At 70.4% G+C, this 20856-nt stretch carries 18 protein-coding genes and 1 pseudogene; 14 read left to right on the plus strand and 5 right to left on the minus strand.

What is annotated here, in order from left to right:
- The first annotated feature begins 39 nt into the window (after window positions 1-39).
- From JOE59_RS00740 to JOE59_RS00760, 5 genes are all read left to right on the plus strand, one after another.
- Window positions 40-1884, plus strand: coding sequence for a glycoside hydrolase family 3 protein (locus JOE59_RS00740; RefSeq protein WP_204458510.1), 1845 nt, complete (start codon window positions 40-42; stop codon window positions 1882-1884).
- Between the two features lie 172 nt (window positions 1885-2056).
- On the plus strand, window positions 2057-2473 hold the full coding sequence (locus tag JOE59_RS00745) for a hypothetical protein (RefSeq protein WP_204458512.1): 417 nt from the start codon (window positions 2057-2059) through the stop codon (window positions 2471-2473).
- Complete coding sequence (locus JOE59_RS00750; protein ID WP_179551087.1) at window positions 2474-2872, plus strand: DUF7144 family membrane protein; 399 nt, start codon at window positions 2474-2476, stop codon at window positions 2870-2872.
- A 175-nt stretch (window positions 2873-3047) separates the two neighbouring features.
- Window positions 3048-5177 (plus strand): acyl-CoA dehydrogenase family protein, encoded by a 2130-nt coding sequence (locus JOE59_RS00755; protein ID WP_204458520.1) that lies wholly within the window; start codon window positions 3048-3050, stop codon window positions 5175-5177.
- 601 nt (window positions 5178-5778) lie between these two features.
- Complete coding sequence (locus JOE59_RS00760) at window positions 5779-6540, plus strand: TetR/AcrR family transcriptional regulator (protein ID WP_204458529.1); 762 nt, start codon at window positions 5779-5781, stop codon at window positions 6538-6540.
- A 25-nt stretch (window positions 6541-6565) separates the two neighbouring features.
- Here JOE59_RS00760 and JOE59_RS00765 read toward each other — a convergent pair whose 3' ends face one another.
- Complete coding sequence (locus JOE59_RS00765) at window positions 6566-6745, minus strand: HPP family protein (protein WP_179551084.1); 180 nt, start codon at window positions 6743-6745, stop codon at window positions 6566-6568.
- Between the two features lie 30 nt (window positions 6746-6775).
- Entirely contained in the window at window positions 6776-7789 is a 1014-nt protein-coding gene (locus tag JOE59_RS00770; protein ID WP_204458532.1) for a malate dehydrogenase, read from the minus strand.
- 246 nt (window positions 7790-8035) lie between these two features.
- Here JOE59_RS00770 and pip point away from each other — a divergent pair.
- The 3 genes and pseudogenes from pip to JOE59_RS00785 all read left to right on the plus strand — a co-directional run.
- Window positions 8036-8986 (plus strand): annotated as a pseudogene (gene pip, locus JOE59_RS00775) (prolyl aminopeptidase); the annotation flags it as partial.
- A 288-nt stretch (window positions 8987-9274) separates the two neighbouring features.
- A complete protein-coding gene (gene ypfJ, locus JOE59_RS00780) occupies window positions 9275-10153 on the plus strand; it encodes a KPN_02809 family neutral zinc metallopeptidase (protein WP_204458534.1) in 879 nt (292 codons plus the stop codon).
- A gap of 116 nt (window positions 10154-10269) precedes the next feature.
- Window positions 10270-10530 (plus strand): hypothetical protein, encoded by a 261-nt coding sequence (locus JOE59_RS00785; protein WP_204458535.1) that lies wholly within the window; start codon window positions 10270-10272, stop codon window positions 10528-10530.
- Window positions 10531-10586: 56 nt separating this feature from the next.
- Here the strand turns inward: JOE59_RS00785 and JOE59_RS00790 are convergent, their stop codons facing one another.
- On the minus strand, window positions 10587-11528 hold the full coding sequence (locus JOE59_RS00790) for an EamA family transporter (RefSeq protein WP_204458536.1): 942 nt from the start codon (window positions 11526-11528) through the stop codon (window positions 10587-10589).
- Between the two features lie 218 nt (window positions 11529-11746).
- On the opposite strand from JOE59_RS00790, the gene JOE59_RS00795 reads away from it, so the two are divergent.
- Both JOE59_RS00795 and JOE59_RS00800 read left to right on the plus strand, forming a co-directional pair.
- Window positions 11747-12790, plus strand: a complete 1044-nt coding sequence (locus JOE59_RS00795; RefSeq protein ID WP_204458537.1) for an alcohol dehydrogenase catalytic domain-containing protein — start codon at window positions 11747-11749, stop codon at window positions 12788-12790.
- Between the two features lie 71 nt (window positions 12791-12861).
- Window positions 12862-13713 (plus strand): DUF2510 domain-containing protein, encoded by an 852-nt coding sequence (locus tag JOE59_RS00800; protein WP_204458538.1) that lies wholly within the window; start codon window positions 12862-12864, stop codon window positions 13711-13713.
- A 47-nt stretch (window positions 13714-13760) separates the two neighbouring features.
- Here the strand turns inward: JOE59_RS00800 and JOE59_RS00805 are convergent, their stop codons facing one another.
- Window positions 13761-15203 carry an MFS transporter gene (locus JOE59_RS00805; protein WP_204458539.1) on the minus strand — a complete coding sequence of 481 codons (1443 nt, stop codon included), beginning with the start codon at window positions 15201-15203 and terminating at the stop codon, window positions 13761-13763.
- A 146-nt stretch (window positions 15204-15349) separates the two neighbouring features.
- Here JOE59_RS00805 and JOE59_RS00810 point away from each other — a divergent pair, with 146 nt between their 5' ends.
- The 3 genes from JOE59_RS00810 to JOE59_RS00820 all read left to right on the plus strand — a co-directional run bounded on the left by JOE59_RS00810 (window position 15350) and on the right by JOE59_RS00820 (window position 17723).
- Window positions 15350-16372 (plus strand): PHP domain-containing protein, encoded by a 1023-nt coding sequence (locus JOE59_RS00810; protein ID WP_204458540.1) that lies wholly within the window; start codon window positions 15350-15352, stop codon window positions 16370-16372.
- Between the two features lie 110 nt (window positions 16373-16482).
- A complete protein-coding gene (locus tag JOE59_RS00815) occupies window positions 16483-16863 on the plus strand; it encodes a DUF2255 family protein (RefSeq protein WP_204458541.1) in 381 nt (126 codons plus the stop codon).
- A 68-nt stretch (window positions 16864-16931) separates the two neighbouring features.
- On the plus strand, window positions 16932-17723 hold the full coding sequence (locus tag JOE59_RS00820) for a CPBP family intramembrane glutamic endopeptidase (protein ID WP_204458542.1): 792 nt from the start codon (window positions 16932-16934) through the stop codon (window positions 17721-17723).
- Between the two features lie 16 nt (window positions 17724-17739).
- Here the strand turns inward: JOE59_RS00820 and JOE59_RS00825 are convergent, their stop codons facing one another.
- The gene (locus JOE59_RS00825) at window positions 17740-18636 is read right to left on the minus strand and encodes an alpha/beta fold hydrolase (protein WP_204458543.1); all 897 of its coding nucleotides are present in this window, start codon (window positions 18634-18636) and stop codon (window positions 17740-17742) included.
- 326 nt (window positions 18637-18962) lie between these two features.
- Between JOE59_RS00825 and JOE59_RS00830 the strand changes: the two genes are divergently transcribed.
- Window positions 18963-20819: a glycoside hydrolase family 5 protein gene (locus tag JOE59_RS00830; protein ID WP_204458544.1), complete on the plus strand. Its 1857-nt coding sequence runs from the start codon at window positions 18963-18965 to the stop codon at window positions 20817-20819.
- Window positions 20820-20856: the final 37 nt, after the last annotated feature.

The following is a 20856-nucleotide window of genomic DNA, read 5'->3' on the forward strand; positions in this document are numbered from 1 at the left end:
GCGTCGCGGCCCGATTTCGAAGCATGAAGGAGTGCTGGCATGACCGATCAGCTGAACTACGAGACGGATGCCGCGGCGCCCGTCGACACCGCCGGCGAACTCGACCTGCGCTACCGCGACGCGAGCCTGCCCGTCGCCGAGCGCGTCGAGATCCTCCTCTCGCAGATGACCCTCGAAGAGAAGGCCGGCCTCTTCTTCCAGACGATGATCGCCGCCGGCGAAGACGGCACGCTCTCGCAGGGCGACGACATGTTCGGCCTGCCCGCGACCGACGAGTACGTCGGGCGCCGCCTCATGAACCACTTCAACGTGCTGCAGACGCCGCCCACGGCGGAGCTCATCGCCGAGTGGCACAACCGCCTGCAGGAGGCCGCCGCCGCCACCCGTCTCGGCATCCCCGTGACGGTCTCGACCGACCCGCGTCACTCGTACACCGACAACCCCCTCTCGGGCATGCTGGCCGGTTCGTTCTCAGTCTGGCCCGAGACCATGGGCCTTGCGGCGGTCGGCGACGAAGCCCTCGTGGAGCGGTTCGGCGACATCGCCCGCCAGGAGTACACCGCGGTCGGCATCCGCGTCGCGCTGCATCCGCAGATCGACCTCGCCACCGAGCCGCGCTGGTCTCGCGCGCTGCAGACCTTCGGCGAGGACCCTGAACTCGCCGGGCGCATGGGCGCGGCCTACATCCGCGGCTTCCAGGGCGCCGAGCTCGGCCACGACTCCGTCGCGACGATGACGAAGCACTTCCCGGGCGGTGGCCCTCAGAAGGACGGCGAAGACCCGCACTTCGCGCACGGTCGCGAGCAGGTCTACCCCGGCGGCGAGTTCGAGACGCACCTGAAGCCGTTCGAGGCCGCGTTCGAGGCCGGCACGAGCCAGATCATGCCGTACTACGGCATGCCCGTCGGCACCGAGTACGAAGAGGTCGGCTTCGGCTTCAACAAGTCGGTCATCACCGGCCTGCTGCGCGAGCGCTACGGCTTCGACGGCATCGTCTGCACCGACTGGGGACTCATCAACGACGCCGCGATCTTCGGCCAGCCCTTCCCGGCCCGCGCCTGGGGCGTCGAGCACCTGACCCCGCGCGAGCGCATGAAGAAGGTCATCGACGCGGGCGTCGACCAGTTCGGCGGCGAGGCCGACCCCGCCATGCTCGTCGACCTCGTGAACTCCGGTGAGATCACCGAGGAACGCCTCGACATCTCGGCCCGACGCCTGCTGCGCGAGAAGTTCGTGCTGGGGCTCTTCGAACAGCCCTACGTCGACGTCGAGCGCGCGTCGCGCGTCGTCGGTTCGGCCGAGTTCGTCGCCGCCGGCGAGGCCGCGCAGCGAGCCGCGATCACCCTGCTGGTCAACCGCGAGCAGACGGATGCCTCGGGCGCCGCGCGCCCCACGCTGCCGCTCGCACGCGGCCTGCGCCTCTACGTCGAGGGCATCGCACCCGAGATCGCGGCCGAGTACGGCCAGGTCGTCGCGACGCCCGCCGAGGCGGATGTCGCGATCCTGCGCCTGCAGGCTCCCTTCGAGGAGCGCCCGACGGTGTTCGAGAACTTCTTCCACTCGGGTTCGCTCGACTACACCGCGGAGCAGATCGCGCACGTGCGCGAGGTCGCCGCAGCCGTGCCGACCGTGGTCGACGTGTTCCTCGACCGGCCCGCGATCCTCACGCCGTTCGTGGGCGACCTCGCAGCGCTGACCGCCAACTGGGGCGCGAGCCCGCGTGCGTTGCTCGACGTGCTCGTGGGCGACGCCGCGCCGAAGGGCAGGATGCCGTTCGATCTGCCGTCGAGCATGGCCGCCGTCGAGGCGAACCGCTCCGATGTGCCGTTCGACACTGCCGACCCGCTGTTCCGCTTCGGTCACGGCCTGAGCTACTCCGCCTGATCCCTGCCCGGTCGGCCCCGCCGATCGCGCACCTCGAGACCCTCGCCGAGCAGGCGGGGGTCTCGATCGTTTCCGGCCCGACCCGAGCGAAATCGCGACGCTCGCGGCCCGAGAGGGCTAGCATCGCCCCAGGGACGCCGTGTCGACGGCGCATGGGGCAAGGGGGTTCGGCATGTCCGATCAGATGGCTCGGCCGATGGGCGTCACCATCGTCGCGATCCTCGCGTGGATCGCGGGGGCGCTCGACATCGTGTCGGGCACCATCCTGCTGTTCCAGGCGGGCGTCGAATCCGTCGCCGACGGTCTCGGCGGCACCGGCCCGCTCTACGTCGCCGCCATCGGCTCGATCGTGCTCGGCCTCATCGTCGTGGCCGTCGCCGCGGGGCTGCTCACCGGCAGCTGGGTGTCCCGCATGATCATCACCGTCGTCGAGGTGCTCTCGATCATCGGCTCGCTCTTCCTCGCCTTCGCGTACCTCGGTGGTGCGGTCGGCGAATGGCTCGGCATCGTCGTCTCGCTCGTCGTGCTGTTCCTGCTGTGGGGGCACAAGTCGAGCGTGTTCTTCGGCAGCCGGCAGCCGGAGGCCTGAGTGAATGCGGTCGGCCGCCCGGGCGGCGTCACCTTCATTGCGGTGCTCACCTGGATCTCGGGCCTCCTCGACGTCATCGGCGGCACGATCCTGCTCTTCCAGACGAGCGTCGCGGCCACGGTGGAGGAGTTCGGCGGTGCGAGCCAGCTCATCGCCTCGGCGATCATCTCGATCCTCATCGGCGTCGTCGTCATCGCCGTGGCAGGCGGGCTGCTCCGCGGCAGCGCCGGCGCGCGCATGTTCATCACGATCCTGCAGGTGCTCTCGATCGCGAGTTCAATCTTCCTCGCGATCGCCTACCCGGCGGGAGCGATCGGCGAGTACTTCAGCATCGTCATCTCGGTGATCGTGCTGGCGTTCCTGTGGTCGGGTCGGGCGAACGCCTTCTTCCGAAGTTGAATCTCTTGTCGGTATCCCATCGATGCTGAGAGTGCCTTTTGTAGGGTCCTCACAGTGCCGTCCGACGCGCCGCCGCCCGCGTTTGTAGGGCACGGACGCAGGGTTTCCTCGCCGCATGCCCTCGACCTACCGTGGAATGAAGCCCAGACCGCACACGAAGGACGAGACACCGACGATGGTTGACACGGCACCCCGCACCGCCTCGAAGCAGCAGAAGGCCGCCCCCGAGCGCCCGGCCGAGACTTCGCCGCCGAAGTCCGCGCGCACCGCGGCATCCGCCCCCCAGTCTGCGCCTCCCGCCCAGCCCTCGATCGATGTGGCGACCCTCGGTCGACAGCTGCTCGGCACCTGGGCCGACCTCCGTCTCGCCGCCCGCGAGCGCGCCGCCCACCCCGACCTGCAGCGCATCGAGGGCCAGTCGATGGACGAGCACCGCGAGCGCGTGCTCGGGCAGCTCAAGATCCTCGTCGACCAGCGCGCCGTGCACCGCGCCTTCCCCACCTCGCTCGGCGGGTTCGACGACCACGGCGGCAACATCGCCCAGTTCGAAGAGCTCGTGATCGCCGACCCCAGCCTGCAGATCAAGGCGGGCGTGCAGTGGGGGCTCTTCGGCGCCGCCGTGCTGCACCTCGGCACCGAGTACCACCACGAGACGTTCCTGCCCGACATCATGTCGCTGAAGGTGCCCGGCGCGTTCGCGATGACCGAGACCGGTCACGGTTCGGATGTCGCGGCGATCGGCACGACCGCGACGTACGACGAGGCCAAGCAGCAGTTCGTCATCAACACGCCGTTCCGCGGCGCGTGGAAAGACTACCTCGGCAACGCCGCCGTGCACGGCACCGCCGCCGTGGTCTTCGCGCAGCTCATCACGAAGGGCGTCAACCACGGTGTGCACGCGTTCTACGTGCCGATCCGCAACACGAAGGGCGGATTCCTCAAGGGCATCGGCGGCGAAGACGACGGCCTGAAGGGCGGCCTCAACGGCATCGACAACGGCCGCCTGCACTTCGCGAACGTGCGCGTGCCGCGCGAGAACCTCCTGAACCGCTACGGCTCGGTCGCCGAAGACGGCACCTACTCGAGCCCGATCTCGAGCCCGGGGCGCCGCTTCTTCACGATGCTCGGCACCCTCGTGCAGGGTCGCGTCTCGCTCGACGGTGCGGCGACGACCGCCGCGGCGATGGCGCTGACGATCGCGATCACCTACGGCAACCAGCGCCGCCAGTTCAATGCGGCGAGCGACACCGACGAAGAGGTGCTGCTCGACTACCAGCGCCACCAGCGTCGCCTCCTGCCGAAGCTCGCGACGACGTACGCGCAGATCTTCGCGCACGACGAGTTCCTCGTGAAGTTCGACGCGGTCTTCTCGGGCGCCGCCAACACCGACGACGACCGTCAGGACCTCGAGACGATCGCCGCAGCGCTGAAGCCGCTCTCGACCTGGCACGCGCTCGAGACGCTGCAGGAGGCTCGCGAGGCAGCCGGCGGCTCGGGCTTCCTCGCCGAGAACCGCATGGTCGGACTGCGACAGGACCTCGACGTCTACGTGACGTTCGAGGGCGATAACAACGTGCTGCTGCAGCTGGTCGCCAAGCGCCTGCTCACCGACTTCTCGAAGCAGTTCGCGAAGGCGGATGCCGGTGTGATGGCTCGCTACGTCGTCGCGCAGACTGCCGACCGCGCCTATCACGGCACCGGGCTCCGTCGCCTGGCGCAGACCATCGCGGACTTCGGCTCGACGGCGCGCTCGGTCTCCGAACTCCGCGACGAGCAGAGCCAGCGGGAGCTGCTCACCGACCGCGTCGAGGCCATGATCTCCGAGATCGCCGGGCGCCTGCGCGATGCGCGGAAGCTCCCGAAGGCCGACGCCGCGGCGGCGTTCAACCGCAACCAGAACGAACTCATCGAAGCCGCACGCGCGCACGGCGAGCTGCTGCAGTGGGAGGCGTTCACCCGCGCGCTGGCGAAGACCACCGACCCCGGCACGAAGCAGGTGCTGACCTGGGTGCGCGACCTCTTCGGCCTCGGCCTCGTCGAGAAGCACCTGGCCTGGTACCTCATCAACGGCCGGCTCTCGCCGCAGCGCGCGCAGGCCGTCACCGCGTACATCGACCGCCTGCTCGAGCGGCTGCGCCCGCACGCGCAGGACCTGGTCGACGCGTTCGGCTACGGCCCCGAGCACCTGCGCGCGAAGATCGCGTCGGGCGCGGAGCAGGAGCGGCAGGACGAGGCGCGCGCTTACTACGCCGCGCAGCGCGCGGCCGGCACGCTGCCCGTCCCGGAGAAGTCGAAGAAGAAGTAGCACCGCTCGACGAAGGCCGGGACGCTCAGGGCGCCCCGGCCTTCGTCGTCCGGTGGCCGGTAGGCTCGTTGCTCACCCCGAGGAGGGTTGATGGCAATCGAGGAAGAGCCCTAGGCACCGCTGTTCATCGGCGCCGTCGTAGGCGGACCGACCGGCCGGAACCGGCCGGTCTCGGATGGCATCGGGCTGCTCGCCCGCGCGGCCGGTGAGGCGCCCTGGGAGGCGACGGACCAGGAGACCGGAGTGGACGTGGTCTTCCATGTGCCGGGTCCGCTCCTGACTCCGGACTACGAGGGAATCCGCACAGGAACGCTCTCGCGGCGTGATCGCCTCATCCAGGTGCAGGTCGCCGTCCCGGCAGATCTCGGGTCACTCGGGGAGCAAGAGGTCTGCCGCCATCTGGCAGACCGACTCGTCGAAGCTGTGGACCTCGCCAAGGCCACGGTTGCGCGGCGAAAGGCGGCGTAGGACGTGGACCAGGCGGTCCTCATCGCCAGGTTCGCGGCCGAACGAGTCGGTCACGACGAAGGCTGAGGGCGCGCACGCGGTGCCCAGCACACGGCGCGACCGTAAGGTGTACGGAGAATATAGGCTGGCCCGCATGGCGGGAGAATCCACAGGCAGCGAACCGGACCGCACCCTACGGCTCCTGTGGCGGTCGCACTTCGGCGAGCCCGTCGGTTCCAGAGGTCCCAAGCAGCGATCGAGCGTCGACGAGGTCGTCGAGACAGCGGTGCAACTGGCCGATGTCGACGGCATCGAGGCCGTGTCGATGCGGCGCATCGCCGATCGTCTCGGGTTGAAGCCGATGTCGGTGTACACCTACGTGCCCGGCAAGGCCGAGCTCGTCGACCTCATGGTCGATCGCGTCGCCGGCGAGATGGCGCTGCCGAGCCTCGACGGCGACCTGCGCGAGCGCCTCGCCCAGATCGCGAGACAGCAATGGAACGAGTACCTGCGGCACCCGTGGCTGCTCTCGATCGACACCAGCAGGCCGCCCCTCGGACCGAACGTCTCCGACCACTGGGAATGGTGCCTGCGCGCGATCGACGGACTCGGGCTCTCCGACCTCGACATGGACCGCATCGTCACGCTGCTGCTCGGCTTCGTCACCGGGCCGGCCCGCGCGCATCTCGACGCCGAGCGGCATCGCGCCGCCGATCAGGAGTCGGCCGTCGACTGGTGGGAGCGCAACGAGCCGCTGCTCGACGAGATCCTCGATGCGGAACGCTATCCCGTGTCGGCACGGGTCGGGCAGGCGGCGGGCGCGGCGGATTCCGCTGACCCATCGGACGCCTTCGAATTCGGACTCGCACGCCTGATCGACGGCATCGTGGACTACATCCGGGTCACTGCCCGCTAGCTCGGCCTGCGAGCCCCGCCGACGGTCAGTCCTTCGACGGCGGCCGCATGAGCAGGCCGGTGACGATGCCGACCACGATGCCCGCGGGCAGCCACAGCCAGAAGCTCGTCCAGAGGCTCACGCCCACGCCGACGAGAATGCCGACGATGAGCCCGACGATCAGCTGATTGCGACGGGCATTGCGTGCGGGGGTCTGCTCGGCCATGCCTTCAGCCTATGTCGGCGCAGGTCGTCGTCAGAGCAGCCCGAGGGAGCGCACCGCGTCGCGCTCCTCGACGAGTTCGGCGACGGATGCCTCGATGCGGCGCCGTGCGAAGTCGTCGACCTCGAGGCCTTGGCGGATGCGCCAGGCGCCGTCGACCGAGTCGACCGGGAACGAGGAGACGAGTCCCTCGGGCACTCCGTAGGACCCGTCGGAGACGACCGCGGCGCTCGTCCACCCGTCTGGGGTGCCGAGCACCCAGTCGTGCACGTGGTCGATCGTCGCGCTCGCGGCCGAGCCGACCGACGAGGAGCCGCGCACCTCGATGATCTCCGCGCCGCGCTTGGCCACGCGGGGGATGAACTCGTCGACGAGCCACTCGCGAGCCCCGTCGGGACCGCCGAGCCGGCCCGCGAGGATTGCCGGCACCGAGTCGCCTGCCGCGGTGGCATGGGCGATGTCGGGGAACTGCGTCGCCGAGTGATTGCCCCAGATGGTGACGCCGCGGATGTCGCCGACCGGGGTGTCCACGGTGGCCGCGAGTTGACCCAGCGCCCGGTTGTGGTCGAGACGCGTGAGCGCGGTGAAGCGCTCGGCCGGGACATCCGGTGCATGCGCCGAGGCGATGAGCGCGTTCGTGTTCGCGGGGTTGCCGACCACGACGACGCGGATGTCGTCGGCCGCGCCGGCGTTGATGGCCGCACCCTGCGGGCCGAAGATGCCGCCGTTCGCGGTGAGCAGGTCGCCGCGTTCCATGCCGGCGGTGCGCGGGCGGGCACCGACGAGGAGGGCGACGTTCGCTCCGGCGAAGGCCGCGTTCGCGTCGTCGTAGACCTCGACGTGCGAGAGCAGCGGGAAGGCTGAGTCCTGCAGCTCGAGGGCCGCTCCCTCTGCGGCGCGCACGCCCTGCGGGATCTCGAGCAGGTTGAGACGAACCGGGGTGTCGGGCCCGAGCATGGCGCCCGAGGCGATGCGGAACAGGAGTGCGTACCCGATCTGGCCGCCTGCGCCCGTGAGCGTGACGGTGATCGGCTTCTTCGCGGCCATGCTCCGAGCCTAACCGCCCGTCGGCGACCGGGCCGCCGCCCGAATCGGCTGCCGCGAGCCGCGAGCCGCCATGCGGTTCCGGCGCGGCACCCGGCCGCGACATCCGCGGGTCGGCATGTTGCGAGCCGCCATGCGGTTCCGGCGCGGCACCCGGCCGCGACATCCGCTGGTCGGCATGTTGCGAGCCGCCATGCGGTTCCGGCGCGGCACCCGGCCGCGACATCCGCTGGTCGATACCGTGGCGCCATGAGAGAGATGTATCCGGAGATCGAGCCGCTGGAGACCGGCATGCTCGACGTGGGGGACGGCCAGCACATCTACTGGGAGGTGTCGGGCAATCGGCAGGGGAAGCCGGTCGTGTTCCTGCACGGGGGGCCGGGGGCGGGCACCACACCAGACCACCGGCGTCTCTTCGACCCCGAGCGCTACCGCATCGTGCTGTTCGACCAGCGCGGCTGCGGCCTCTCGATCCCGCACGCGAGCGAGCCGGAGGCGAACCTCGCCGCCAACACCACGTGGCACCTCATCGCCGACATGGAGCGGCTTCGCGGACATCTCAGCATCGACACCTGGCAGGTCTTCGGCGGCTCGTGGGGGAGCGCGCTCGGGCTCGCGTACGCGCAGACCCATCCCGAACGCGTCACCGAACTCGTGCTGCGCGGCATCTTCACGCTGCGCCGACAGGAGCTCGACTGGTTCTACGAGGGCGGGGCTTCAGCGGTGTTCCCCGACCTCTGGGAGGACTTCATCGCGCCGATCCCGGTGCTCGAGCGCACGCACCTCGTCGAGGCCTACGCACGGCTGCTCGCCGACCCGAACCCCGAGGTGCACGAGCCGGCCGCCATCGCGTGGGCGCGGTGGGAGTCCTCGACGATCACGCTGCTGCCGCAGGCGCCGAACGTCGCGCGCTATACGGCACCCGAATTCGCGACTGCGTTCGCGCGCATCGAGAACCACTACTTCCGGCACGGCGGATGGTGGGACGAGGGGCAGCTGATCCGGGATGCCTCGCGCCTCCGCGACATCCCCGCCGTGATCATCCAGGGGCGCTACGACATGTGCACGCCCACGATGACCGCGTGGGACCTGCACCGCGCGTGGCCGGAGGCCGAGCTCACGATCATCGACGACGCCGGGCACGCCTTCGACGAACCCGGCATCGTCGACGCGCTCATCACGGCGACCGACCGGTTCGCCGGCGGAGACGGATTCGGCGGGGACGCCGTGGTGTACGAGCGCCGGGAGCCCGTCGTCGAGGACGACGTCGTCGATGACGACGACGTGGATGACGTGGATGACGTGGATGACGTGGATGACGTCGACGACGACGATGACGACGATGACGACGATGACGACGATGACGACGATGACGTCGATGACGTCGATGACGTCGATGACGACGACGACGACGACGATGATGACGACGATGATGACGACGATCGCCGCTTCCGCGCGGACCGTCCCGGCACCCGGTAGCGTCTGATCATGACGTTCAATCCCGACGCCGACATCAGCAAGGGCAAGGCTTCCAAGCGCGGCCGCAACACCGGCATCGCCCTCGCGGGCGGCGGCATCGGCGCGCTCGCGATCTTCCTGATCTCGCAGTTCCTCGGCGTCAACCTCGATGACTTCGTCGGCGGCGCGGCTCAGCCCGAGGCGAGCGACTCGACGCTCGAGCGGTGCCTCACCGGCCAGGACGCCAACGAGGACGTCGAGTGCCGCATGAAGGGCGCCTCGGCGTCGCTCGAGACGTACTGGGCCGAGGAGGCGCCGGCGCTCGGCGTGACCTACAACGCGCCGCAGAACTTCATCCTCTTCGATCAGGCGACCACGACGGCGTGCGGCAGCGCCTCGTCGGCGACCGGGCCGTTCTACTGCCCGCCCGACCAGATGATCTACATCGACGTGACGTTCTACGACGAGCTGCGCAGCCGATTCGGGGCGAACGGCGGCCCGCTCGCCGAGATGTACGTCATCGCGCACGAGTGGGGCCACCACGTCCAGAACCTCGCCGGAGTGCTCGAGCGCTCGCAGGACGGGCAGACCGGCCCGTCGTCGAATGCCGTGCGGGTCGAGCTGCAGGCCGACTGCTTCGCCGGCGCCTGGGTGGCGAACGCCTCGACGGTGCCCGACGACAGCGGCGTGCCGTTCCTGCAGCCGATCACGGCGGAACAGCGCAAGGACGCCCTCGACGCCGCCGCGTCGGTCGGCGACGACCACATCCAGCAGGCGACGCAAGGGCAGGTGAACCCGCACACGTTCACGCACGGCACCAGCCAGCAGCGAATCGACTGGTTCACGACCGGCTACGAACAGGGCGCCGAGGCCTGTGACACGTTCTCGGTCAGCGCCGGCGACCTCTGACCGTCAGTTCTGAATGCGCGGCGCGAACGAGTTCGCGCCATCCGCGTCATGATCCGGCGGCATCGTCGTCTCTCCAGTAAGCGCACCGTGACGTGCGCAGAATGGAGCGCGACGACATGGCACGACGACGTGAGATCCCTACGCCCCACCGCGAGTTCTTCCGCGCGGTGACGATCGACGAGACCGTGGCACTCTCGTGCACCTGCCGACGAGGTGTCGACCACTGGTATGGCGAGCCCCTGAACGAGGCATCCGCCCAGAGCGGCCCCGACCGCGGCCGGCGCGGCGGCGCGACGAGGTCGGCGCCCTCGGACGAGCAGAAGCTCAGCCTTCGAGCGCTGCGACGAGCGCCCGGCGCAGCTCGACTGGCTTCGTGAACCGAGCCCGGTGACCGGTCGGCACGTCGAGGTAGCCCACGTCGGTGACGCCCCGGTCAGCCGATGGCCAGCCGCGGTCGCCGTCGCGCATTCGCCGTCGCGAGCACGACGATGCCGGCGGCGAGCACGAGGAGCCCGAGCAGTGCCCCGGCGGTGAGCTCCTCGCCGAGCACGGCGACGCCGAGGATGCCGGCGGTCAGCGGCTCGGCGAGGGTCAGGGTCGAGACCGTCGCGGGCGTGAGCCCGCCGAGCCCGTAGCCGAAGAGCAGGTAGGCGACGGTCGTCGTCACGAGGCCGAGCCAGAGGGCCATCGCGAGCCCCGGCCCGGTGGCGAGCCACGAGGCATCCGTCGTCGCCAACAGGGGGATGCTGAAGACGGCTGCGGTGCCGAAGAGCGCACCCATGCTGGATGATCCGCTCCAGCCGCGGTCGAGCAGCGCCTTCGCTGCGAGTGTGTAGACGGCGTACGAGGCGCCCGCGCCGAGTGACGCGAGCAGTCCGAGCGGATCGGCGCCTGCTGCTCCTCCTTCGCCGGTCGCGGCGGCGAGGATGCCGACGCCGAGCGTCGCGATGGCGGTGGCCACCGCCCAGCGGTGGCCGGGGTAGCGGCGCCGGAGCGCCCAGTCGAGCCCGCCCGTGATGACGGGCGCCGAGCCGAGCGCCACGACCGTGCCGACCGCGACGCCGTTCGCGGCGGTGCCGGCGAAGAACGCGGGCTGGTAGGCGAGCACGCCGGCGGCGCCGAAGGCGACGAGCAGCCAGGCGGGCAGCGGATGCCGCGTGCCGACGCCGGCCGCCGGCGCGGCGGGTGTCCCGTCCGCGCCGCGCCGGCGCCCGGCGAAGACCTGGATCACGGCGATGAGCCCGAGGGCGCCGCCGCCGATCAGGATTCGCGCCGCCCCGACCGAGGCCGCACTCGCCTCGGGCCCGAGCGCCTGCGCGGTGCCCGTGGTGCCGAAGCAGACGGCCGCGAGCAGCACGGCGGTCACGAATCGCATGGCACATTGTTACACAATCGGACGCCAGCCGTCAGGAGGAGATCGCGCGATCGGGGGGAGGCCGCGAGGGGAGTCGGCCTCCGAACCGTGCGTTCTCCTCCCGACGCCGTACGAGCGCACCCCCGCAGGCCGATAAGCTCGCGGATGTCGCGCGCGCGATCCGGCGACGATGCCGTGAGTGCCGCCGACATCCGTGACCCGAAACGGAAAGGACTCCTGTGCGCGCCGTGCTCTTCAACGCCTTCGGTGAGAACCCCGAACTCGTCGACGTGCCGGAGCCGGAGTGCCCGCCGCGCGGCGCCGTCATCCGGGTGCGCGCGACCGGCGTCTGCCGCAGCGACTGGCACGCCTGGATGGGCCACGACGACACCGTGTCGCTGCCGCACGTGCCGGGCCACGAGTTCGCCGGCGAGATCGCCGTGCTCGGCTCCGAGATCGACCCCGAGGCGGGCTGGGCCGTCGGCGATCGCGTCACCGCCCCGTTCATCTGCGCGTGCGGCCGATGCCACGAGTGCCTGACGGGCAACGAGCAGGTCTGCGACCAGCAGTCGCAGCCGGGGTTCACGCACTGGGGTTCGTTCGCCGAGTTCGTGGCGATCGACGAGGCCGAACTGAACCTCATCCGACTGCCCGAGTCGCTCGGCTTCGTCGAGGCGGCCTCGCTCGGCTGCCGCTTCGCGACCGCGTACCGGGCGATCGTCTCGCGCTCGCGTCTCGCCCCGGGCGAGCAGATCGCGGTGCACGGATGCGGCGGGGTCGGCCTCTCCGCGATCATGATCGCCGTCGCTGCCGGAGTGAAGGTCTACGGCGTCGATGTCTCGGACGCCGCGCTCGCCGCGGCGGAGGGGCTCGGGGCCGTGCCCCTGCAGGGCGGCGAGGGCGCTGCCGAGCGGATTCTCGAGGCCTCTGGCGGGGGAGTGGACGTCTCGGTCGACGCGTTCGGCTCGACCGAGACCTCGTTCGCCTCGGTGCGGAGCCTCAAGAAGCGCGGCCGCCACGTGCAGATCGGGCTCATGGTCGGCGACTCCGCGCTCGCCGCGATGCCGATGGACGCGGTGATCGCGGGCGAGCTCGAGATCCTCGGCAGCCACGGCATGGCCGCACACGAGTACCCCTCGATGCTCGGCGCCGTCGCATCGGGCGACTTCCGGCCGATCGAGCTCGTCGGTCGCCGCATCACACTCGACGAGGTGCCCGCGGCGCTCGCGGCGATGGGCACGGCCGGCGGTGCCGGCTCGGGCATGACGGTCGTCGAGCTGTAGCGGCATCCGCTCGCTCGCCGGCCGGCCTCGGGCGTACCCGTAGCATGTCCGAGAACCCACAGGAGGAATCGATGAGCGAAGGTCGTGCGACCCCCGCAGGCTGGTATCCCGACCCGAGCGACGCCGCTGCGCAGCGCTGGTGGGACGGGGTGCAGTGGACGGAGCATGTCGCGCCGGCCGCCCCGGTGGCTCCCGTAGAGCAGGTCGCGCCGAGGGCGTCGGTTCCTCCGATCGTGCCGGTGGCGCCGCCGGTCGTCGCGCCTCCCGTTGCCGTGCCTGCGTACGTCGCCCCGGTGACGCCGGCCTACGCGCCCGCATACACCTCGGCGCCCGCGTACGCGCCGGCGCCCGCGTACGCGTCGGCACCCGCGTACGTCGGAGCGGCGCCTGCGCAGGGCGTCGGGCAGCCGGCACCCTACGGCGCCGTCGCACCGACGACCCGCGTGCCCGAAGGCACCCCCGTCGACACGATCTGGATCTGGCTGATCGTGGTGATGCCCGTGCTCTCGGTGCTGTCGCTCTTCTTCTGGGACTTCGAGGCGTACCTGGAGCAGTCGATGTCGCCGTCGACGAGCACGATGCTCACGGCGCTCGGCCCGTACACCGACCCGTGGTACCTCGCCGCGACCTTCGGCGGATGGATCATCTACGGTCTCTCGGTCTGGTTCGCCGCCCTCGACAGCGCCAAGCTCGCACGGCTCGGGTACCAGCGCCGATTCCACTGGGCGTGGGCGTTCCTCTCGTCACTCGTCTACGTCATCGGCCGCTCGGTCGTCGTGCGGCGCCAGGCCGGACGCGGGTACCTGCCGATGGCCGCGGCGATCGCACTCACCGTGGCGATCACGATCGGCGTGACGGTCTGGTTCGTCGTGGTCATGGTGAGCGTCTTCAACACCTCGATCGAGATGTACCCGGCCTACTGAGGCGCAGTGCTCGTGGGGGCCGATGCCGGCCCCCACGAGCACGTGGTTCACGCGTCGACCGTCTCCTGAGCCGGCGCGGTCGCCGGGCGGGGCGTCGGGTGCAGGAACAGGGCGGATGCCACGAGCCCGGCGACCGCCAGCACGGCGGCGCCGATGAACGCCGACGAGAAGCCGGCCGTGAGCGCGGCGGCATCCGCTGCACCGCCGGTGGCTGCCCCGGCGGTGACCGCAGCGCCGACGGCCGTCAGCACGGCGAGGCCGATCGCCGAGCCGATCTGGTAGCTCGTGTTGACGAGGCCCGAGGCCACGCCCGTCTCCTCAGGTCGTGCCGCGCCGATCGCCGTGCCGAGCGACGGCACGAACGCGAGCGCCATGCCGAGCGCCGCGACGAGCGAGGCGGGCAGCACGTCGACGGCGTAGCTGCCGTCAGGTCGCACGAGCGCGAGCCAGCCGAGGCCCACCGCGAGCAACGCGAACCCGCCGACGATGAGCGGCTTCGCACCGAACCGCGCCTGCAGCCGCGGCGCCACTGCGACCATGCCGACCACGATGAGCGCGGTCATCGGCAGGAGTGCGGCACCCGACGCGAACGCGCCCGCCCCGAGCACCTGCTGCAGGTAGAGGTTCAGGAAGAACCACATCGACACCCAGGCGGCGCCGAGCAGGAGCTGGGCGAGGTTCGCCGCCCCGAGCTGCGGGGCACGGAAGATGCCGAGGCGCAGCAGCGGCGTGCGACTGCGCGCCTGGATCGCGAAGAACGCGATGAGCAGGAGAGCACCGGCAGCGAGGGCGACGATCGTCTCGACCGAGGCCCAGCCGACCTCTGGGGCCCGCACGACGCCGTAGACGATCGCGGCGAGTCCCGCGGTCGCGGTGAGCGCACCGCCGAGGTCGACCCGGCCGCGCCCGCCAGTGACCCGGGGGAGGGCGAACGGCGTCAGGGCGATGACGAGCACGGCGATCGGCACGGTCACGTAGAAGACCCACGGCCAGCTCGCGTACTCCGTGAGCACCCCGCCGAGGAAGACCCCGGCGGTGCCGCCGATCGGTGCAGCGGCGCCGTACACCGCGAAGGCGCGCGGGAGTTCAGCGGTGCCGCCGAACAGTGTCATCAGCAGGGTGAGTGCGGCCGGGGCGATGAGCGCGGCACCCGCCCCCTGGACGGCGCGGCCGGCGATCTCGAGGCCGACGTTGCTTGCGGCGCCGGCCAGCACGCTGCCGATGATCAGCGTGAGCCAACCGGCGATGAACACCCGTCGTGCGCCGAACACGTCGGAGAGGCGGCCGCCGAGGAGCAGCAGACCGCCGAAGGCGATGACGTAGGCGTTGAACACCCACGACAGGGACTCGGGGGTGAACCCGAGCTCGGCCTGGATGTCGGGCAGGGCGACGCCGATGATCGACGTGTCCATGATGACGACGAACTGGGCCGCCGCGATGAGCGCGAGGCCGAGCCACCGACGTCTCGTCGGCGGAGTGGATGCGGACATGGAATGCTCCTTCTCTGAATACCCCTAGGGGGTATAGATATACCTACCTTGAAGCACCCTTGTCAAGCCGCGGGGTCGCGTGTGACGGGAGGCGCAGCCGCCGCGGCGCGCTGGCCGGCGCCCGTCCGACGCGCCAGAATGGGGCGATGGACCCGGTCGCGGCGCTCGAGGAGATCGCGTTCCTGCTCGAGCGCGATCGCGCGTCGGCGTTCAAGTCGAAGGCGTTCCGGCGGGCGGCCGAGGTCATCCGGCCCCTCGATCCCGACGAGATCGCGGCCCGCGTCGGCGACGGCCGACTGCAGCGCACGAAGGGCATCGGCGATACGACGTTCGCCGTCATCGCCCAGGCGGCGGATGGCGCGGTGCCCGACTACCTCGCCGATCTGCGTACGCGGGCCGGGCTCTCACCCGAGGGCGCGCGCACCGGTCTCGGGGCGCGACTGCGCGGCGACCTGCACAGCCACACCGACTGGTCCGACGGCACGACGAGCCTCGAGACGATGGCGCGCGCCGGCGAGGCGCTCGGGCTCGAGTACCTCACGATCACCGACCACTCGCCGAACCTCCGGGTGGCCAACGGTCTCAGCGTCGAACGGCTCACCGCGCAGCAGCAGGCGATCACCGACGTGCAGGCGGAGGTCCGCGGCATCCGACTGCTCCGCGGCATCGAGGTCGACATCCTGCTCGACGGTGCGCTCGACCAGACCCCCGAGATGCTCGGCCGCCTCGACGTCGTGGTCGCGAGCGTGCACTCCAAGCTCCGTACCGAGGCACCCGAGATGACGAAGCGGATGCTGCGCGCCATCGCCGACCCGCACACGAACGTGCTCGGGCACTGCACCGGCCGGCTCGTCGAGGGCGCTCGCGGCACCCGACCGCAATCGACGTTCGACGCGCAGGCCGTGTTCGAGGCGTGCGCCGAGCACGGCGTCGCGGTCGAGATCAACTCCCGGCCCGAGCGGCAGGACCCGCCCGACGAGCTCATCGCGATCGCGCTCGAAGCCGGCTGCCTGTTCTCGATCGACAGCGACGCGCATGCTCCGGGGCACCTGACGTTCCTCGAACTCGGCGCCGCGCGTGCGACGGCGAACGGCGTGCCGGCCGAGCGCATCGTCACGACCTGGCCGGTCGATCGCCTGCTCGAGTGGAGTCGCGATCGCTCGGGGTGAGCAGGGTGGCACTGACGGTACCCGGAACACCCGTCACTCCCGCGCGTGGCGGTTTCCGGCGTGAGATGGAACACGAGCACCGCGACATCCGTTCTGGAGGAAGGACCCCCATGGACACCTGGACCACCGATGAACTCGATCGCATCGGCAGGGCCGAGGAGCTGCAGATCGCCTCCCGCCGCGCCGACGGGTCGCTCCGGCCGTTCGTGACGATCTGGGTCGTCAGGGCCGGCGACGATCTGTACGTGCGCTCCGCCTACGGGCCGGGCAACCCCTGGTTCCGCCGGGCGCAGGCGAGCGGCACCGGTCGCATCCGCGCCGGGGGCGTCGAGCGCGACGTCGTGTTCGCCGAGCCGCCGGCCGAGGCGCATGCGGCGGTTGATGCCGCGTACCACGCGAAGTACGACCGTTACGGCCCGAAGGTCGTCGGCACCGTCGTCGGGCCGAAGGTGGTCGCGACGACGCTCCGGCTGGAGCCGGTCACCGGCTGACGCGGCGGCGCGAGACGTCGCTGGGCACTCGTGCAAAGACGTGCCGCCGCCCATGGCAGGATTCGAGTATGCCCAACACGCTGCGCGTCACCCCTCGGGTCTGGATCGGCTTCGCGATCTGGGTCGGCTACATCGTCGTCGTCTTCGCGATGCAGAAGCTGACCGGTGTTCCCTACACCGAACTCGGCGACAGCGGCGAGAACCTGTTCTTCGGCGTCGGGTTGTCGCTCATCGTCGGCAGCGTGCTGCTCGCGATCACGACGTCGCTGCTCGGGTGGTGGCGCCCTGCCCTCTTCGATGCCGCGCGCAGTCGTCACCGGTGGCCGATCATCGCGCCGATCGCGATGGCGGTGCTGGTGCTGGTGAACCTCGCGGCGACCGATTGGGCGGCGTACGACGTGGCCTTCTTCGGGGCATCGATCGTGCTGCTGCTCGTCGGGTTCACCGAGGAGCTCACGACTCGCGGCCTGCTGCTCGTGGGCCTGCGCAGCCGCCTGTCGGAGCCGTGGGTCTGGTTCCTCAGCACGCTCGCCTTCGCGCTCATGCACTACATCAACGTCTTCGCCGGTCAGGGCTTCCTGCCGACGACCCAGCAGGTCGGGTTCGCCTTCCTCGGCGGCACGATCTTCTACATCCTGCGACGCACGACCGGGTCGCTCGTCTGGGCGATGGTGCTGCACGGCTTCTGGGACTTCTCGACGTTCTCGTCGGGCTACGGCGAGACCTCCCCGCTGGTCGGGCTCACCGCCATCCTCTACCTCGTCGTCGGCCTGTTCGCCCTCGTGGCGGTGTGGTGGACCTTCCGCAGCACCGCGCAGTCGGATGTCCCGGACGCGGCGGCCGCGAGACTGACGGCGTGACGGCGGCGCCTGCCGACTAGCCCTCGTCGCGAGGGTCGGTCGACGGCGGCAGGTGCTTGCCGCGATGGATCTCGGCCAGGCGCGCGTGCCCGGGGGAGGCCGGGTCGTCGACGATCGGCCGGTCGGCCATGAACAGTCGGATCAGGTGGGCGAGCTCGCCCGAGTGGCTGAAGTTGATGGCATGCGCCGCGCCCTCGATGCGCACGAGCAGCACGTGGCTGTCGGTCGCGGCCGCGACCTCCTGCACGCGGGCCGGGGTGGGCATCAACGGGTCCCGGTCGCCGATCACGACGAGCGTCGGGATGTGCAGTTCGAGCAGTCGCTCGAGCGTCGGGTACTGCGTCAGCGACCGGAACATCTTGAACGTGCTCGGCACGCCGAAGCGCAGGTAGTCGGGCACCGCGACCTTCATCATGCGTGGCGGCTCCCGTCGGCCGTCGCGCGTGAGCTGTCCGACCGCGCGGCGGAGCGGCTGGTTGTACAACCCGCCCGCCGGTGAGACGAGCACCGCGCGTTCGATGCGTTCGGGGTAGTGGTGCGCGAACTCGAGGATGACGGGGCATCCCATCGAGTTGCCGACGAGCGTGACCTTCTCGATGCCGCGGTCGTCGAGGAACCTGGCGGCGGCGTGCGCGAGGTCGGGCACGTCGAGCGCGTCGGCGGCCTTGCCGCTGCGGCCGAAGCCGGGCAGGTCGGGCACGAAGGTGTGGAACTGATCGGCGAGGCGCTCGGCGGTTGGCAGGAGGTACCGGCCGGAGAGGCCGAACCCGTGCAGGTGCATCATCGCCGGGGCATCCGGCGGCATGGGGGACTCGCGGTAGAACAGCTCGATGCCGTCGACCGTGGTCCAGCGCTCGGCCAGACTCGACTCCGGCCGCCGGGGCGGCCGCCGCGCCGCGGTTCTCGTGCCCATGCGTCGATCATCCTCGCCGCCGGTTTTCCCGTCAACGAGCGACGCGCCGTGCTCGTGAGGCGAGTCGGCCGGCCTCGATGCGGGCGGAAACCCGCGGCTCGGCGTCAGCAGGAATGTTTACGCAACCTTTACGGGAATGTTTGCGTTGACATTACCGTGATCCCGCCCATAACCTGACCGGAGTCAAGAGTCGGGAGCCGCGCCTCGCAACACGGCAGGGGCGCCGCGAACGGCAGAACAGAGAGGTTCGCAGAATGCATCGTCGTACCCTACGGGTCGCGGTCGGACTCACGACCGCAGTCCTCGCGATATCGGTCGCGAGTCCCGTGTACGCAGCAGCAGCGCAAGAGGATCCGATCGAGGTGCTCACGGGCGCCGAGCTCGCGGAGTCGTGGACGGCGCCGCTCAGCACCGTCGGCCGATACATCGTCGACGCCGACGGCGATCGCTTCAAGCTCGAGTCCGCCAACTGGGACGGCGCGCAGGGCCACTGGAGCGGCAGCGGCGACAAGAACGATCCCGCCAACCACAACAGCGGCATCAGCTACGACGTCCCCATGGGGCTCGACCGGGTGCCGATGGCGACCCTCATGAGCGACTTCCACGGCGTCGGCATCAACAGCATCCGGCTGTCGTTCTCGAACGAGATGCTCGGCATGACCGCGCCGGTGCCAGACGTGGCCGTGGCGGCGAACCCCCAGCTGAAGGGCAAGACGCCGTTGCAGGTGTTCGACGCGGTCGTCGCGGCGCTCACCGCCGACGGCTTCGCCGTCATCCTGAACAACCACACGACCACCTCGCACTGGTGCTGCGGCACCAACGACGGCAACGAGCGCTGGAACAGCAGCCAGACCACCGAGAAGTGGATCAGCGACTGGGTCATGCTGACGACCCGCTACAAGGACAACGCGCGCGTGGTCGGCATGGACCTCCGCAACGAGGTGCGGCGCGACATCCTGAACGACGCGAACTGGGGCTGGGGCAACGACTACGACCTGTACCAGGCGTACCAGCGCGCAGGGGTTGCCATCCAGAAGGCGAACCCCGAGGTGCTCGTCATCATGGAGGGCATCAATTGGCAGGGCATCCCGACTGATCTGACCCCCCACGAGCGGCCGCACCTGAAGCCGGTCGCGAACCTCTCCAACGCGCTGCCGTACCCCGACAAGCTCGTCTACGCCGCGCACATCTACGGCTTCACCGGCCCGAACCACACCGGCGCGACGGGACTCGGCGAGACCACGGACCCGCGCTATCGCGACATGACCGCGGCCGAACTGAAGGCCTCCGTCACCGAAGGGGCGGCCTTCGTCAACACGGCCAACCAGCACTACACCGCACCCGTGTGGTTCAGCGAGTTCGGCACCACCGGCGCCGGTCAGACGAACGACAAGGAGAAGGCGTGGTGGGCGAACTTCACCGACATCCTGATCGAGAACGACAGCGACTTCGCGGCATGGCCGCTCGTGGCCCACGCCAGGGATGACGGCAGCTTCGTCGACACCTTCTCCCTCCTCGCCTACAAGGCCGACGGCACCAAGCTGAGCATCGCCGACGACTGGCGCTACCCGCAGTGGAAGAAGCTCGTGAACGCGAACGGCAAGACCGGCCCCGTGGCATCCGTGCCGCGCTGGAACATGCTCGGCAGCGGCAGCTTCGTCGACAGCCAGTCGTCGCTGCGCATGCTCCAGGCGGGCGACTGGTCGCCGGGCCAGTGGAAGGGCACCTGCCCCGACAGCCAGCGCCTCCAGGGCATTGCGCGGAGCACCAACCGGGCGCTCTGCACGGACGTCGGCGGCATCAGCACCTCGAACCCGCGCGTGCAGAGCGGGCAGGGCAACATCACGAACGACTGGGCCTCGGGCTACGACAAGCTGCAGTGCAACCCCGGCGAGGTCGCCGTCGGCTACAGCCTGGGTACCGGCGGCGGCACCAAGGCGGCCATGTGGAACCTCGTCTGCGCGACGAGCACCACGGCGCTGCCGGCGAGCCAGGGGCGTCTGATCTGGTTCGACAAGGGCGACAACCGCCCTGCCGGCGGCGGCTCGACCGCGAGCGACTGGGCCCCAGGCAACTACAAAGGCCAGTGCAAGGACAGCGAGTACATCGCCGGTGTGGCGTACACCTACCGCTGGAACCACGGCGGCGTGCCCGACGCGCTGCTCTGCAAGCCGCTGAGCTGATCGGCGGATGACAGAAGGGGCCGGGTCGCAGTTGCGA

This window comes from Agromyces cerinus (genome assembly GCF_016907835.1).
Taxonomy (GTDB): Bacteria; Actinomycetota; Actinomycetes; order Actinomycetales; family Microbacteriaceae; genus Agromyces; species Agromyces nitratus.